Raw genomic sequence first — 14,192 nt, forward strand, 5'->3', positions numbered from 1 at the left:
ACCTCAACTCGACGCTTGAATGTGTGTCTTCCTGTCCGCCTCGGCCTCGAGCAGCCGGTCGAGCAGGGCCGGGTCGACCTCGCCCCGGAACCGGACCTTGCCGTCGACGCTGACCACCGGGACGAGGCCCCCGTAGGCCTCGGCCAGCGCCGGGTCGGCGTCCACGTCCACCACCTCGACCCGGAACCCGTGCCGGAGGCGTCGGGGCTCGATCACCGCCCTGGCCCGATCGCAGCAGGAGCACTCGGCCCGGGAGTAGACGGTGACGACCAGGTGATCGGCCCTCGCCCGGGGGGCGAGCAGGCGGCTCAATAGCGGCAGTCGCATCGGTTCCGGAGACCTCCCGAACAGGGCACTCATCCCAGCGAACCGGGCACCGGCTTCAAACTCGTCCCTTCCAGTATCCCGGCGCTCGATGCGAGTGGGCCACGGCAACGACGACGATTCGATCCGGTAGGACCCGGTAAACCACGCCATACGGGAATCGTCGGAGCATCACGAAGCGGTGCTGGTCATCGTACAGGGGAAACATCGCGGCGCTCTTCGCGATCATCCCGAGGGCTCGTTCGAACTCCACCTCGAACCGATTCGCCGCCTGGGGGCTGCGGCCCCGGTACCAGATCAGAGAAGCCTGATACTCGGCCTGGGCCTCCGGGTGAAGCCGGAGGTCATCCACCAGCCGCCTCCCGGGCTCGACGCTTCACCTCCGACCAGGGCACCGGTTCTACCTCGCCGGAGTCCAGTTCGGCCGATCGACGGCGAATGACCTCGCGCCAGGAATCGTCGAAGGGGGGAGCCTCGGAGGATTGGAACGAGACGATCAGCGCCTCGACGAGTTCCAGGCGATCCCCCTCGGGCAGCTTCAGCGCGTCGGCCAGCACGTGTTCGGCGTCCTCTGTCATGGAGGCGGTCTCCCGGGTGCGTCTCGCGTTCGATCATAGCGGTCGGTCGACCGCGGTGCGACCCTCCGCGAATCCGAGGACTCGCCGATCCGCGTGAATTCCCCGAGGAGGGCCGCCCGGGACGGCCGGTTCGGCTTGAGCGTCGGCGGGCGATTTGCGATCGTGTTCCGATGAGCACGACAGCAACCCCCCCCGCCCCTCCTCTCCCCCGCCCTCCCTACCCCGCCCTCGACACCCCCCGGGCCGAGCCCCTCCCGAAGTCTCCGACACCGGGACGTCGGCGATACTATTACGGCTGGGTCATCCTGGGCGTCGCCGCGACGGCGATGTTCATGTCCGGGCCGGGGCAGTCGTATTCGATGGCGGCGTTCATCGACCCCATGCTGGCCGACCTCGGCCTGGCCCGGAGCCAGTACTCCCTGGCGTACCTCGTGGCGACGCTGATCAGCGGGTCGCTGCTACCGGTGATCGGCCGGCTGCTCGACCGCAAGGGGGCGAGGCTGGTGCTGCCGGTCGTGGCCGCCCTGCTGGGCCTGGCCTGCCTGGGGATGTCCGGGGTGGGGGCGTTGCTGGGGCTGTACCTGGGCCTGACCTGCGTCCGGTCGCTCGGCCAGGGGGCGCTGACGCTGGTGGGCACCTGGATGGTCAGCCAGTGGTTCGAGCGGCGGAGGGGCCTGGCGATGGGCCTGCTCGGGCTGGGCTCGACCCTCTCCTTCATGGCCTTCCCCGCCGGGAACCTGGCGATGATCGAGGGCCTGGGCTGGCGGGGGGCCTGGGTCGGCCTGGGACTGGGGGTCTGGGCCTTGCTGATGCTCCCGGCCCTGCTGCTGGTGCGGAACCGTCCGGAGGACCTCGGCCTGGAGCCCGACCGCATCGCCCCGCCGGAGGGCGCCGGGGGGTCGGCGGCGGGCGGCTCGTATGCGTCGTGGACCTCGGGACAGGCGATCCGGACGGCGTCGTTCTGGAAGGTGGTGGCGGCGCTGAGCACCAGCGCGATGGTCTCGACCGGGCTGGTGTTCCACCAGGTGTCGATCCTGGGCGAACGCGGGCTCTCCGGCGGCGCGGCCCTCTCGCTGCTGACGATCCAGGCCGCCTTCGCCTGCGTGATGAGCCTGGTCGGCGGGGCCCTGGCCGACCGGGTCGCCCCCCGCCGGCTGCTGGCGACGAGCATGGCCCTGATGGCCGTGGCGATGACCTTCCTGCTGGTGCCGGTCACCCCGGGCACGGCCCTGATCTACTCGGCGCTGCTCGGCCTGCACACGGGCATCCAGCGCTGCTGCGGGGCGGTGACGCTGGCCGGCTTCTTCGGCCGGGGTCACTTCGGGTCGATCAAGGGGATCGCCATGTCGCTGGTCATCGGCGCCTCGGCGCTGGGGCCCTTGCCGCTGGCCCTGGCCAAGGACCTGCTCGGCCGGTACGACCTGGCGCTGATGGCCCTGATGGCCTTCCCCGTGCTCGCCGGGATTGCCGTCTGGTCGGCCCGGCCCCCGGTGCTCCCCCGGGAGCCCGCGGGGACGGCGGCGGCGTCGGCCTGACCGGGCCCCGGCGGGGGCGGGGCGGGCCGACCCCCGCCCGTTCGCTCACGAGGGCGTCCGGCTCGTGTGCTCGACCGACCGCCTCACCAGCTCGCGGAGGACCTGCGGGTCGACGTCGTCGAGCCGCTTGAGGTACAGGCAGGACTTGCCGGTCTTGTATTTGCCGAGGGATTGCATCAGCTCCGCCTCGCGATCGAAGCCGGACATGATGTAGAGCGTCAGGTTCTGCTTGCGGGGCGAGAAGCCGGCGAGGAACCAGTCCCCCTCCCGGCCGCTCTCGTATTTGTAGCGGAACGAGCCGAAGCCGACGATGCTGTCGCCCCACATCCTCGGCTCCAGGCCGGTGGCCTCCTGCATGAGGTCGAGCACCGCGAGGGCGTCGGCCCTCCTCCGCTCGTCGGGCACGCCCTCCAGGAACTCCGCGACGCTGCGGTCGTTGGGCCCCGTCTTCAGCTCGGCCATGCTCGCGGTCCCTCCTCGGGGTCGCCCGGGGCCATCGCGTCGGGCCCGGAGAACCCGGGGCATGATCGGCCGGGGGCCCGACGCCGACGGGCCCTCCGGGTCGTCATTTCTTCCAGATCAGGAGATAGCGCGGGGCGCCTCCCCACTGGCCGAAGTCCTCATATCGGACCCGCTCTCGCAGGGCGTCCTCTTCCCAGGGGGCGTTCGGGTCCATGTAGAAGACCCGGCTGTGGTCGGCCCCGTAGACGACGACGGTGTGCGCCGGGTCGGCCTGGTCGGCCGGGGGCAGGACGACGAGGACGTGGCTCGACTGCAACTTCTCGGCGAAATGGGACAGCGCCAGGTCCTTCGTCCTGGTGTGCGACACCCCCCTCGACGGCGTGGCCGAGCGATACACCCACCGGCCGCCCTCCTCGACGAGCTGCTGGATGAGGATCTCCTCGATCTCCAGGTCGTACTCGTCGGCAAACTGGATCCACCCCTGCGGGGTCTTCAGCGCCCGGTCGGCCATCACCGGGTCCGGCGTCCAGGAGCGGAACTCGTCGACCACGTCGTCGACCTTCATCCAGTTCGGGATCCCGCCCGTCACCCGGCTCCACGACGCCACCGCGGCGGCCCAGCACGTGTTCTCCGATTGCCGCACGTTCGGCGGCCTCATTCGCCAGACAGCCATGGCTCTGACCTCCGGTCCCGGGCCTTCATCATGTGTCGGGACGACGGCCCTGTCAATCTGGAGTCGGATCCCCGGATCGGGCGGCGACAGGCGGGCCTCCCTGCGTCGATCGGACGCCACCTCGCCCGCCGGGCGGTGCCGCCGGGGCGGGGGCCGTGTCGCCGACGGGTGCTCGAACCCGAGTGCTTTGATGACTCGCCGTCGCGGCGAGCCCGACCCGATCCCCCCGACGGGGCGGGGGGGTCCCCCCGAGCCGAGGAGCGTCCCATGGCCTCAACGCGCTTCCGCCGGGCCCGCTTCGGGGCCCGGCCTGCCCTGCGACCCGGCGTCGAGCCGCTGGACGGCCGGGTCCTGCTGAGCGTCGGGCTCGGGCCCCTGCCCCGGCCCGATCCGGGGCCTCCGGTCGCGGCCGTCGGCGACTCGACCGCCTTCACGCCCCCGATCGGCTCCGACAAGGGCTCGATCACCGCCCCGGGGCTCCCCCGGCTGGGCGAGGAGCCGATCGATTACCCGGGCCACTGACCCGGGCCCCCTGCCGGGGGCCGAGGCGGACGAGCGGGGCCCCGGCCTCCGGTCGTCCTTCGCCCCGGGCCGGGTCGCAGGCGCGTCGGCATTCGAACCGGGTCCTGGACGGGGGGAGGGCCTCGGCCCTCGGGAACTCGTCCCCATCATGGGAGGATCGTGACGATGAGACGTCCGAAAGATCGTCGGGTGGCGCCGGTGCTGGAAGGCCTCGAAGGGCGCCACCTCCAGTCGGGCCTGGCCGCCTCGACCCAGGGCGCCCCGGCCTCGCTCCTGCTCCCCCACGTCGAGCAGGGAAACCCCCAACCGACCGACCCGGGACGGGCCCCGGGGTCCGGCGGCGAGTCCCGGATCATCGCCATCCTGATCGGCCTGTAGGGTCGGCCATCGCCCCGGGGCCCCGGCCCGGGGCCGCCGGGAGGGCGACGGGTGCGCCGGGCCCGAGTCAGCCGGCTGCCGGTGCCTGGAGACGTCGGCGGGCGGGCGTCAGCTCTTGGTCGTGTCGAGGGCGCGAGCGGCCCGAGCGGCGGACGGCCCCTCGTCGACCCCCCGGAAGTCGCCCCGGAGGGCCATCAGGGCATAGCGCTCGGCGTCGATCTCGGACTGCGTGCGGACCCCCAGCCTCCGGAACAGGGGGAGCGGCGGGCACCAGCCCTGCAACGCATGCTGGAGCAGGAAGCCGCCGACCACCAGCGGGATGGCCGCGAACCGGCGATCGACCCCCAGCGCCAGCGCGGCCCCGGCGGCGGAGAGGGTGGCGGCGTTGGCCTCCAGGGTCCGCTCGATGTCCCACTCCCGGTCCAGCTCCCGGAGCCGGCGCCGGACGGCCAGCGGCCCCCGGGCCGCGATCCGCTCGGCCTGCCACCGGGTCTCCCGGCGGATCCGCTCGTTGACGTGCGCGGCGGTGTTCTCGGACACCCGATCGGCGGTCGTCGGGAACATGGCCGGTCCTCCCGGTCTGGGGGTGAAGGCGGCCTGAGCCGCCCGGTGATCGGGGGGCCAACGCGGCAAATCGGATGCCCTGGCCGCCGGGGCGGTTCGGCTCGGCGGGCCGGGGACCACCGACCGGCCCCGGGGACCCGGGGGTCGGGGCGACCCCGGCCGCCCGTCCGGGTGGCATGCCCCTTGCATCGCCCGAGCCGGAGGACAAACCCTCGGATCAGCGGAAGCATCCCGGAGCTGCAAGGAGCGAGCCATGGCGAACGAGCATCCCGACAAGACCGCCGCGTCCCTCTCGGAGAGCACGGGCGCGGTCGGGTCCCCCGCCGACATCCGCGAGCACATGGAGGTCTATGCCTCCTGCGGCACGAAGGTCGGCAAGGTCGACCACGTCGAGGGGGACACGATCAAGCTCACCAAGAACGACAGCCCCGACGGCCAGCACCATCGGATCCCGATGGCCTGGGTCGCGAAGGTCCACGACCACATCCACCTGGACCGCGACCACAACGAGGTCCACGCCCAGTGGCAGCCGGCCTGATCGATCGGGCCCGGAGTCGGGACACGGGCCCCGATCTCGGACAAGGGCGTTCAAGGGCTGGGGTCGGGACGACCCCACCCCCACCGCCGAAGTCATGCCCACGCCTCGCCCGGGTGGTACTGGTGTCCTCAGCAGTGTCATCCGTCGGCCGACGTGACCGAGGGGGGGACGCCCGGACGGCGTCGGGTCCTCCCCCGGGCTGGTGCCGGGCCCGGTCACGTCAGCCGGGACGCAGGCCTCGGCCTCGGCCGGGCCTCGTGACCACTGGGGAGGACGCCGGTGGCACCCAATTCATCGCCTCCTGTCGGGGGAGGGGCCACCCGGGCCACCCGCCGTGTCGTCAGGGGCCTCGGGCTCGGGGGGCGGCGGCTGCGTCCCCTCTTCTTCCCACGGGACGACCCAGAGATAGACCAGGCGATCGGGCCCGCGCTCGTCCTCGACCGAGAAGATGCGTTTGGGCTTGGCCCCCTTCATGTCGAAGTTGTGCGACACGATGCGTGAGCCGGGCTTGAGCTTGCGGAGTTGCGGCATGAGCTTGACGTTGAGGCTCGGCAGCAGGTAGAGCGTCACGACGCTCGCCTCGCTGAGGTCCTCCCGGAAGATGTCCGCCTGCCGGATCGTGACGAGGTCCCCCACGCCGTTCTCCTCGACGTTCGCCCGCGCCTCCTCGACGCGCTTCGGGTCGATGTCGAGCCCCACGGCCTTGACCCCGTACTTCCTGGCCGCCGTGACCACGATGCGGCCGTCGCCGCAGCCGAGGTCGTAGACCACGTCCCCCTCCTTGACCCCGGCCGCCTCCAGCATCGCCTCGACGACCGGCTGGGGCGTCGGGTCGTAGATGACATCCGGGTTCCGCGTCTCCTGGGCCTCGCCCGCCCCCTCCTGCCGCGCCGCGGCGGACGGCGACGGCCCACAAAGGCAGCAGATCAGGAGCACCATCCAGAGCGACCGACCGGCGACGGAGACTCGCGACGCGAAGCGCATGGCTTGGGACCTCCCGTGCCTATCCCCCGCTCCTCGACTCCGCCCCCATCCCCCGGAGGCGTCCCCGACGCTCGGGTCGATTCGCCCGCAAGAGCCGCCTCGCCGGCCTCGCCGGGTGTCGGCGGCTGGATGGGACTGGCGGCTTGCCCGCCCGTGTCTTCTAACGCCCGGAACCCGCGCGGGCAAGTCGCCAGTTCCACCCAGAAACGGACTCCTACAAGTCCCACCCGCCGACGGCCAGCACCATCGGATCCCGATGGCCTGGGTCGCGAAGGTCCACGACCACATCGACCTGGACCGCGACCACAACGAGGTCCACGCCCAGTGGCAGCCGGCCTGATCGATCGGGCCCGGAGTCGGGACACGGGCCCCGATCTCGGACAAGGGCGTTCAAGGGCTGGGGTCGGGACGACCCCGGCCGTCCCGCCGACCCATCAGCTGATCCTGGGGAGCGGGCGGACGGCCAGGATCTCGTCCGCTCGAAGCGACTCGATCTCTGACTCCTTGACCGTCACGATTGCAGTCGACTCCCCGATCGCGTTGAACACTTCAAGGATGACGCCATCCTCGCCGCCCAAGGGGTGGGGCACGAAATCGACGAGGGTCGCGACGTCTTCTCGCTTGAGGCCATGCTCGTCGAGGTCGCGGCGGAGGGTTACGCGGTCGTAGAGGGCGGGTTTCATGGGTGCTGGCTCGTCTCGGCCGGTCGGCCGGGGTGGCTGGGGTCGTCCTCGACCCCGGCGCCGCGGGGCTCGGACCATCCGGCAACCCGGGGACAATCTGCCCTGCCCTGGCGAACTGGGGCGAGGACGACCCCGGCCACCAGTCGCCCAGCCTCCCGGATCGCCTCCGCGTGGTTGACGTGAATCGGAAGCAACGGCCTGAGTCTCGTGCAACGATCAAGCCGGGGCACGTTCGGTCAGATCTGCGAAGTGGTCTGGGCCGTCGTTGGATCCAGGCTCAAGAAGCGAGAGCTCAACAGTGAGGTCACGCGAGCGTAGCAACGAGACGCCTCATCCATGCGCGCCGCATCGATGATCGGAGCATCGTCATATCGAATCGCACGGTCGATGTATCCCTTCTTGATGTTCGGGGAGGTATCCCCGCTGACGTATCGGCCCGTCATGCGCGTTTGGTGATAATTCTCCGAGAGTTGCGTACGCAGTCCCAGGAAATGCTCGATCATTCCAAACGAATCATAAGTTCGATTGATTAATTGATCGTACGTCAAAAAAGACGCTCGATGCTGATCGCGGATCGCCCGGGCTTCCTGTTCGATCCCGCGAAGCCTCAACGTGTAATGTCCCCAAGCATCCGAGAGGACTGCGTCCGCATCGACCTCGGGGTCGCCGTGCCATTCCGGGATGGCGCGGACCAGGCTTCGCAGCGTGCCCTCGGGCTCTCTGACGAGAAACAGGAACATGCAATCCTGAGAAAAGAAGAGACACTCTTCGAGATAATCGTTGTGGAGCACCTTATCCATGGTGAATCGCGTGACCCTGACCTGCCTGAGATCCTTGTAGACCGTCCAGACCAGGCGGTCGAGGTCCTGACGCGAAGAATAGCGCAGGTGCGTCTCGCCGTATCCTGAGATCTCGGCGTTCGTGTTCAGAATATGCGTCAGCAAGGAGGACCCCGAGCGCATGTGCCCGACCACGAACAGGAATCGAGTCGGGCAAAGCACTTGCTGGATCTTGTATGCCGACGCCAGGCCCATCTTCGCGAGGAGTCGTTTCATATCTGGTCTCGCCCCCGGGTTCTCCTTGGTTTTCGAGGGGGCGGCCCGGTGAGGAAACAGCCTCCAGGGATTTCATCGTGGAGCCGACTCGCGACCGGAAGGAGGCCGCGCGATCGGCGTATTCCGCCGCGTACGCCTTGCCGGGGGCTCCGTGTCGAGTGCCGGCGGTGGCATGGACGTGTCATCGTCGAAGCTCTCCGACAGGGTCCGACCCTCATCCACTCCGGCGGTGAAGGAGGACCCGACCGGCCCAGCCCACGCGACCGCCCCCCACCAGCAGCAACACCGTCGCGACGAGACCATGCCGCATCACCAGGACCCTCCGATGCTGGCATCCCCCGACGCGACAGACAACGCCATGCATGTACAACCTCCGCGTCTGCTCATGGCCGACTGTAGGATCGGGTCGTCGTTGGCGACAACAGCCCGTGAGGACCATGTTGACCGAAATCAACACGGCCGGGGGGTTGGCCGCGTCCACTCGGGCGATGGGGTGGCTGGGGTCGTACCCGACCCATTGACGCAGGGCTTGACTCACCCGGCATCCCATGGACGACCCTGAACTTCCATGGAGATCTGGGGTCGAGGATGACCCAAACCACCCATCAATGACCACACGTGCATACCAATGCGCTTTGGCATGAAAAAATAAGCCGAAATGCTGGGCGCGAGTCGTGCCCGAGCCTCCTCGATCGCCCCGGCCAGTCAGAGGCAGGTCCGCTCCGCACGGAGGAACGGATATCTGCGATCGCAAGAGAACGTCATCTCGTGGGCGTGGCCGGGCTCGTTGTCGGACCGGCGATGGACGCGGAGGTGCCCCATGATGGGCCGAGCATAATGCGGAGCGGCATCCTGCTCAAGCGCCCTGGGAACTGGGGCCGCGGACGACCCCAGCCACCCCGGTGTGCGGTCCCTCTTTAAGAGATGCTTGTCCGTCGTCGATGGGGTGGCTGGAGTCGTCCGCGAACCCAGAGACGCATCGCTCGGCTCATCCGGCAACTGGGGGGTGATCTGAACAGCCCCGAGGAACGGGATCGAGGACGACCCCCAGCCATCCCGCCCGCCATGAAGTAGAGGCTCATTCCGACGGCTTGACTGGGGCTTGAGGGGTCTGGGGTGGTTGCGGCAATGGAGGGGTCGGCAGCGTATTTGTGGGAGGGATCGAGCCGGCGCCGGGCTTGATATCCGGAACAGCCATCAAGGGCTTCGGAAGCGAGCAATTCGGGGGCACGGTCCCTTTAATTTCGCCCTGAGGGTTGTGCGACTCCGGGGTCTCGCGAGGGCCTGCCATTTATCCAACTCCTGTGAAATTGACTGTGCTGAACCAGACGAAAGCCAACACGCCGGTCGCGAAGGCGACCAGGCACGATATGTTTAGGATCTTGGTAGCACCGGCCCAAGCGTTGCCGCTTTCGGGCGGGACACCACCATTGGTGAACGCCTCGTCCTCACGGTCCATCGCCCGCTGCCAAGAGTACTGGCTGGTCAAGAATGACGAGAGGATGAGCACGAGCGCTAGACCAAACAGGCCCCAAGCGATGTGTAGCCCCCAGATCGTCTCGGGTGCCGGGGCCGGTGCAACCTCCTTGACGAATACGACCGACAAGCCCAACGCGCCCGCCGAAAGCGTGATCATAGTCTTGTCGAAGCTTCTATAGGCGTCGAGCAGAGCGTCGAGATATCCCTTGCGTTGCTCATAAAATGCATGATGATATTCTTGCAAAAGCGGTCCCACCGAACCTGACGAGGAGTGTGGCGCCGTCACAGCGTGCACTTCGTGTTGAATCTCCGCCTTCGGCTCCCCTATGAATGGGAGTGGAAGCGTCTGGGGAGAAACCTTGCTTTTCCTACGTCCCATAGCTGCTCTACCCAAATGGGCCTAACCAATACAGCCATTAATACTACCAAATTGGTAGTACTCCAGGGGAGAATAGCCGAGAGGCCATCGATTGGATCGGGGTGATGCACCCAGCGTCTGGGCGGCTAAGGCCGTGTCGATCCTAATTCGTGAGGCCTTGAGTGGCGGCTTCAGGAGAGGGCTTCGGGGAGCGATGACCTTGGGATTGTAGTGGGGGCAGTGGCTCCCTGAATGGGATCGTGCAGACCCCAGCCACCCATCCGAAATCACAATAATGTTGTGCAGGAGCGTTTACGGACGTTGTTGAGTTGTCTCAGTATGAAGTCGCGTGGCAATTTCACGCCGACGCGGAGGCATACCGCTTGGCAGTAGCGATCTGCTTCATCACGGGTGTAGGACAAGGCCTCATCCGACCAATCGGGGAAGAGCTCTTCCTTGATGGCGACGAGATCTTTCCGGAAGTCGGACGGGGGAGTGTCACACCCCAGAGACCGCAACTGGATGGAAAGGCGCTGAGCCATTGACGCTTCTCTCCGTGATGGTGTCAATCAAGGTGGTTCAGACTTGAAGCTGTCGTCGCCGTCAGCGACGGGAAATCGACCCGCGGGGCTCGCTCGATGGGAAGTCTCATGAGGCCGCGTGCGGGGCACGCTTGGGCGTGCCCCGCGGGTCGCATTGCGGGGGGATGGGCGGCTAGCCCCTGACGATCAGGTCAGGAGCAGCCCATCGAGTTGCCGCAGTTGAAGCAGCGGTAGCAGGTGCCGCAGCGGACGGTGAGGGCTCCGCAGTTGTCGCAGGAGGGGGCGTCGGACTGGAAGCGGGCGAACTCCTGCTGCTGGACGCCGAGGCCGACCTCGTGGGAGGGGACGGCGGCGTCGGTGCCGGCGGGGGAAGGGTGGTGGTGGCCGGCGGCCTCGGCTTCCTCCAGGTCCTTCATCGAGGCGGTGCGGTGGCCGTTGGTCTTGACCATCGGGGCGACGGGCCGGGTGGGGTCGTCGAGGTCGGCCTTGCCGGGGGACGGGCCGGTGAGGGCGGCGGGGGCGGGGGCCGAGACGGGGATGGGGGCGGTCGGCTCGACGCCGTCCCGGCGCGGGGTGTTCGCCTCGCGGTAGCCGGGGATGAACTGGATGCCCAGCCAGCGGAAGATGTAGTCCGTCACGCTCTTGGCGATCGGGATGTCCGGGTTCTTGGTGAACCCGGCGGGCTCGAACCGGCTGTGGGCGAACTTGTTGACGAAGACTTCGAGCGGGACGCCGTACTGGAGGCCCATCGACACCAGCGTGCCGACCACGTCCATCAGGCCGCCGACGGTGGAACCCTCCTTGGCCATCGTGATGAACAGCTCGCCGGGGCGGCCGTCGTCGTAGAAGCCGACGTTGATGTAGCCCTCGTGCCCCTGGATGTCGAACTTGTGGGTCATGCTCCGCCGGGTGTCGGGCAGGCGCTCGCGGCGGGGCGGGCCGACCTCGGCCGGGCGGCCGCCGACCTTCGCGGGGGCCTGGGGCGCGGCGGCGGCGGGGGCGACCCCGGCCTTCTCGCGTTCGAGGCGGGCGGCCTCGGCTTCCAGGGCGGCCTTGGCGGCGTTGATCTCGTTCCAGGCCTTTTCGACGTCGGACTTCGCCTTCGCCAGCTCGGCGGCGACCTTCTGCTCCTCGCTGGAGGTGTTCACCGGCTGCGACTCCTTGGAGCCGTCCCGGTAGATCGCCAATGCCTTCAGGCCGACCCGCCAGCCTTCGAGGTAGGCCTCGCGGATGTCGGCGACGGTGGCCTCGCGGGGCATGTTCACCGTCTTGGAGATGGCGCCGGAGAGGAACGGCTGGGCGGCGGCCATCATGCCGACGTGCCCCCGCCAGGCGATCGCCCGGCTGCCGTTGCGGGGCGGGAAGGCGCAATCGAAGACGGCGAGGTGGTCGTCGGCCAGGCCGGGGGCGCCCTCGATCGTGTCGTGCTCGTCGATGTAGTCGAGCACGCCGCGGATGGACGGCTCGTCGTAGCCGAGGGTCTTGAGCGCCATCGGCACGGTGCGGTTGACGATCTTGAGCATGCCGCCGCCGGCCAGGCTCTTGTACTTCACCAGGGCGATGTCGGGCTCGATCCCGGTGGTGTCGCAGTCCATCATGAAGGCGATGGTGCCGGTGGGGGCGAGCACCGTGACCTGGCTGTTGCGGTAGCCGTGGGCCCGGCCCAGTTCCAGGCACTCGTCCCAGACCTTGCGGGCCTCGGCCAGCAGGGCGTCGGGGCAGCTCGGGTCGATGGCCTCGACGGCATCCCGGTGCATCTCCATCACCCGGAGCATCGGCTCGCGGTTGAGGGGGAAGCCGTCGAAGGGGCCGAGGCGGCCGGCGTGCTCGGCGCTGGTGCGGTAGGCCTCGCCGTGCATGATCGCCGTGACCGCCCCGGCCAGGGCCCGGCCCTCGGGCGAGTCGTACGGGCGGCCGGTCGACATGATCAGGGCGCCGAGGTTGGCGTAGCCGAGGCCCAGCGGGCGGAACTTGTGGCTGTTGGCGGTGATCGTGTCGGTCGGGTAGCTGACGTGGTCGACCAGGATCTCCTGGGCGGTGATGAAGATCCGGCAGGCGGCGCGGAAGCCTTCGGCGTCGAAGGTGCCGTCGTCGCGGCGGAACTTCATCAGGTTGATCGAGGAGAGGTTGCAGGCGCTGTCATCGAGGAACATGTACTCCGAGCACGGGTTGGACGAGTTGATCGGCGCCGTGTTCGGGCAGGTGTGCCACTTCTGGATGGTGTCCTCGTACTGGACGCCGGGGTCGCCGCAGATCCAGGTGCCCTCGGCCACCTTGTCGAGCAGATCCTTGGCCCGGTAGGTGTCCATCGGCCGGCCGGTGGTGACGGAGCGGGTGGTCCACTCCTCGTCGTTGACGCCGGCGCGGAGGAAGGCGTCGGTGACGCGGACGGAGAGGTTCGCGTTCTGGAAGAGGACGGAGGAGTAGGCCTCGCCGTTGAAGTTGGCGTCGTAGCCCTGCCGGATGAGGGCCTGGGCCTTCTGCTCCTCGTTGGTCTTGGCGGTGATGAATTCGAGGATGTCGGGGTGCCAGCACTTGAGGGTCTGCATCTTGGCGGCGCGCCGGGTCTTGCCGCCGCTCTTCACGACGCTGGCGACGGCGTCGTAGACCCTCATGAAGCTGACCGGGCCGGAGGGCTTGCCGCCGCCGGAGAGCTTCTCCCGGCTGGAGCGGAGGGTGGAGAGGTCCGTGCCGGTGCCGGAGCCGAACTTGAAGAGCATGGCCTCGGCGTGGGCGAGCTTCATGATCCCCTCCATGTCGTCGGACACGGACTGGATGAAGCAGGCGGAGCCCTGGGGATACTTGTAGGCGTCGTCGACGCCGACGACCGAGCGGGTCTCCTCGTCCCAGCGGTAGTTGTTGGCCGCGCCCCTCACCCCGTTCTGGTGGTAGAGGCCGACGTTGAACCAGACGGGGGAGTTGAAGGAGCCGTACTGGTTGACGCAGAGGGCCGACAGCTCGTCGTAGAAGGTCTCGGCGTCGGCGTCGGAGGCGAAGTAGCCGTCGGCCTTGCCCCAGTCGGCGATGGTCCGGGTGACCCGGTGCACCAGGTCCCGGACGCTGGACTCGCGCTCGGGGGTGTTTACTTCGCCGTAGAAGTACTTGCTGACGACGACGTTGGTCGCCAGCTGGCTCCAGCCCCGGGGGACCTCGCAGCCGGTCTGCTCGAAGATGACCTTCCCGCGCTCGTCCTTGATGGCGGCCGTCCGCTCCTCCCACTCGACCTGGTCGAACGGGCTGACGCCCTCGGTGCTGAAGACCCGGGGCACGACCATGCCCCGACCGGCCCCCGCCGTGTTGCGCTGCTGCCCGGTCGCTTCCCGATGATCAACGGTCGCCATCGCCGGCCTCCGCCTGTGATCTCTCGATCGGCTAATCGTGTGGTTTACCCTGCCCCAGATCGGCCAGTCAAGAAAAAATCGTGACCAAAAGTTCATCGTGATCGCTTGGCGACCAGATGACTACGACTGGCCGGGTGAATAATTCCGAATGGGGCCCGGCCGGGGAGGGCCGGACT

The 14,192-nt window shown here is 68.5% G+C and carries 16 protein-coding genes; 5 read left to right on the top strand and 11 right to left on the bottom strand.

Translation table 11 applies throughout. From position 1 onward, the window contains the following. Positions 1-3: 3 nt before the first annotated feature. From ElP_RS31725 to ElP_RS31735, 3 genes are read right to left on the bottom strand one after another with little or no spacing between them, the layout of a single operon-like run. Positions 4-327: a glutaredoxin family protein gene (locus ElP_RS31725; protein WP_145277123.1), complete on the bottom strand. Its 324-nt coding sequence runs from the start codon at positions 325-327 to the stop codon at positions 4-6. Positions 328-382: 55 nt separating this feature from the next. Further along, entirely contained in the window at positions 383-676 is a 294-nt protein-coding gene (locus tag ElP_RS31730) for a type II toxin-antitoxin system RelE/ParE family toxin (RefSeq protein WP_197446532.1), read from the bottom strand. After that, a complete protein-coding gene (locus ElP_RS31735; protein ID WP_145277127.1) occupies positions 669-902 on the bottom strand; it encodes an addiction module protein in 234 nt (77 codons plus the stop codon). Before ElP_RS31735 ends, ElP_RS31730 begins: the two co-directional genes overlap by 8 nt. Before the next feature lie 170 nt (positions 903-1,072). On the opposite strand from ElP_RS31735, the gene ElP_RS31740 reads away from it, so the two are divergent. Continuing rightward, positions 1,073-2,437, top strand: a complete 1,365-nt coding sequence (locus tag ElP_RS31740) for an MFS transporter (RefSeq protein WP_145277129.1) — start codon at positions 1,073-1,075, stop codon at positions 2,435-2,437. Positions 2,438-2,482: 45 nt separating this feature from the next. Here ElP_RS31740 and ElP_RS31745 read toward each other — a convergent pair whose 3' ends face one another. Both ElP_RS31745 and ElP_RS31750 read right to left on the bottom strand, forming a co-directional pair. Then, on the bottom strand, positions 2,483-2,899 hold the full coding sequence (locus ElP_RS31745; RefSeq protein ID WP_145277131.1) for a DUF1801 domain-containing protein: 417 nt from the start codon (positions 2,897-2,899) through the stop codon (positions 2,483-2,485). Between the two features lie 103 nt (positions 2,900-3,002). Then, a complete protein-coding gene (locus ElP_RS31750) occupies positions 3,003-3,572 on the bottom strand; it encodes a hypothetical protein (protein ID WP_145277133.1) in 570 nt (189 codons plus the stop codon). Between the two features lie 267 nt (positions 3,573-3,839). Between ElP_RS31750 and ElP_RS31755 the strand changes: the two genes are divergently transcribed. After that, a complete protein-coding gene (locus tag ElP_RS31755) occupies positions 3,840-4,094 on the top strand; it encodes a hypothetical protein (protein ID WP_145277135.1) in 255 nt (84 codons plus the stop codon). Positions 4,095-4,259: 165 nt separating this feature from the next. Next, complete coding sequence (locus ElP_RS31760) at positions 4,260-4,472, top strand: hypothetical protein (RefSeq protein WP_145277137.1); 213 nt, start codon at positions 4,260-4,262, stop codon at positions 4,470-4,472. A 108-nt stretch (positions 4,473-4,580) separates the two neighbouring features. Here ElP_RS31760 and ElP_RS31765 read toward each other — a convergent pair whose 3' ends face one another. Continuing rightward, on the bottom strand, positions 4,581-5,036 hold the full coding sequence (locus ElP_RS31765) for a hypothetical protein (protein ID WP_145277138.1): 456 nt from the start codon (positions 5,034-5,036) through the stop codon (positions 4,581-4,583). Between the two features lie 253 nt (positions 5,037-5,289). On the opposite strand from ElP_RS31765, the gene ElP_RS31770 reads away from it, so the two are divergent. After that, positions 5,290-5,574: a DUF2171 domain-containing protein gene (locus ElP_RS31770; protein ID WP_145277140.1), complete on the top strand. Its 285-nt coding sequence runs from the start codon at positions 5,290-5,292 to the stop codon at positions 5,572-5,574. Positions 5,575-5,865: 291 nt separating this feature from the next. On the opposite strand, the gene ElP_RS31775 is transcribed toward ElP_RS31770, so the two are convergent. Beyond that, positions 5,866-6,558, bottom strand: a complete 693-nt coding sequence (locus ElP_RS31775; RefSeq protein ID WP_145277142.1) for an SAM-dependent methyltransferase — start codon at positions 6,556-6,558, stop codon at positions 5,866-5,868. Here ElP_RS31775 and ElP_RS41455 point away from each other — a divergent pair. Beyond that, a complete protein-coding gene (locus ElP_RS41455; protein WP_145277144.1) occupies positions 6,557-6,898 on the top strand; it encodes a DUF2171 domain-containing protein in 342 nt (113 codons plus the stop codon). The two genes, ElP_RS31775 and ElP_RS41455, sit on opposite strands and share 2 nt — an antisense overlap. 94 nt (positions 6,899-6,992) lie before the next feature. On the opposite strand, the gene ElP_RS31785 is transcribed toward ElP_RS41455, so the two are convergent. The 4 genes from ElP_RS31785 to ElP_RS31800 form a co-directional block, all read right to left on the bottom strand. Further along, the gene (locus ElP_RS31785; protein WP_145277146.1) at positions 6,993-7,241 is read right to left on the bottom strand and encodes a DUF4926 domain-containing protein; all 249 of its coding nucleotides are present in this window, start codon (positions 7,239-7,241) and stop codon (positions 6,993-6,995) included. Positions 7,242-7,477: 236 nt separating this feature from the next. Continuing rightward, positions 7,478-8,296 (bottom strand): sulfotransferase family protein, encoded by an 819-nt coding sequence (locus ElP_RS31790; RefSeq protein WP_145277148.1) that lies wholly within the window; start codon positions 8,294-8,296, stop codon positions 7,478-7,480. Between the two features lie 1,291 nt (positions 8,297-9,587). After that, the gene (locus tag ElP_RS31795; RefSeq protein WP_145277150.1) at positions 9,588-10,070 is read right to left on the bottom strand and encodes a hypothetical protein; all 483 of its coding nucleotides are present in this window, start codon (positions 10,068-10,070) and stop codon (positions 9,588-9,590) included. Between the two features lie 796 nt (positions 10,071-10,866). Next, a complete protein-coding gene (locus ElP_RS31800) occupies positions 10,867-14,112 on the bottom strand; it encodes a vitamin B12-dependent ribonucleotide reductase (RefSeq protein ID WP_390835033.1) in 3,246 nt (1,081 codons plus the stop codon). Positions 14,113-14,192: the final 80 nt, after the last annotated feature.

Source organism: Tautonia plasticadhaerens (assembly GCF_007752535.1).
Lineage (GTDB): Bacteria > Planctomycetota > Planctomycetia > Isosphaerales > Isosphaeraceae > Tautonia > Tautonia plasticadhaerens.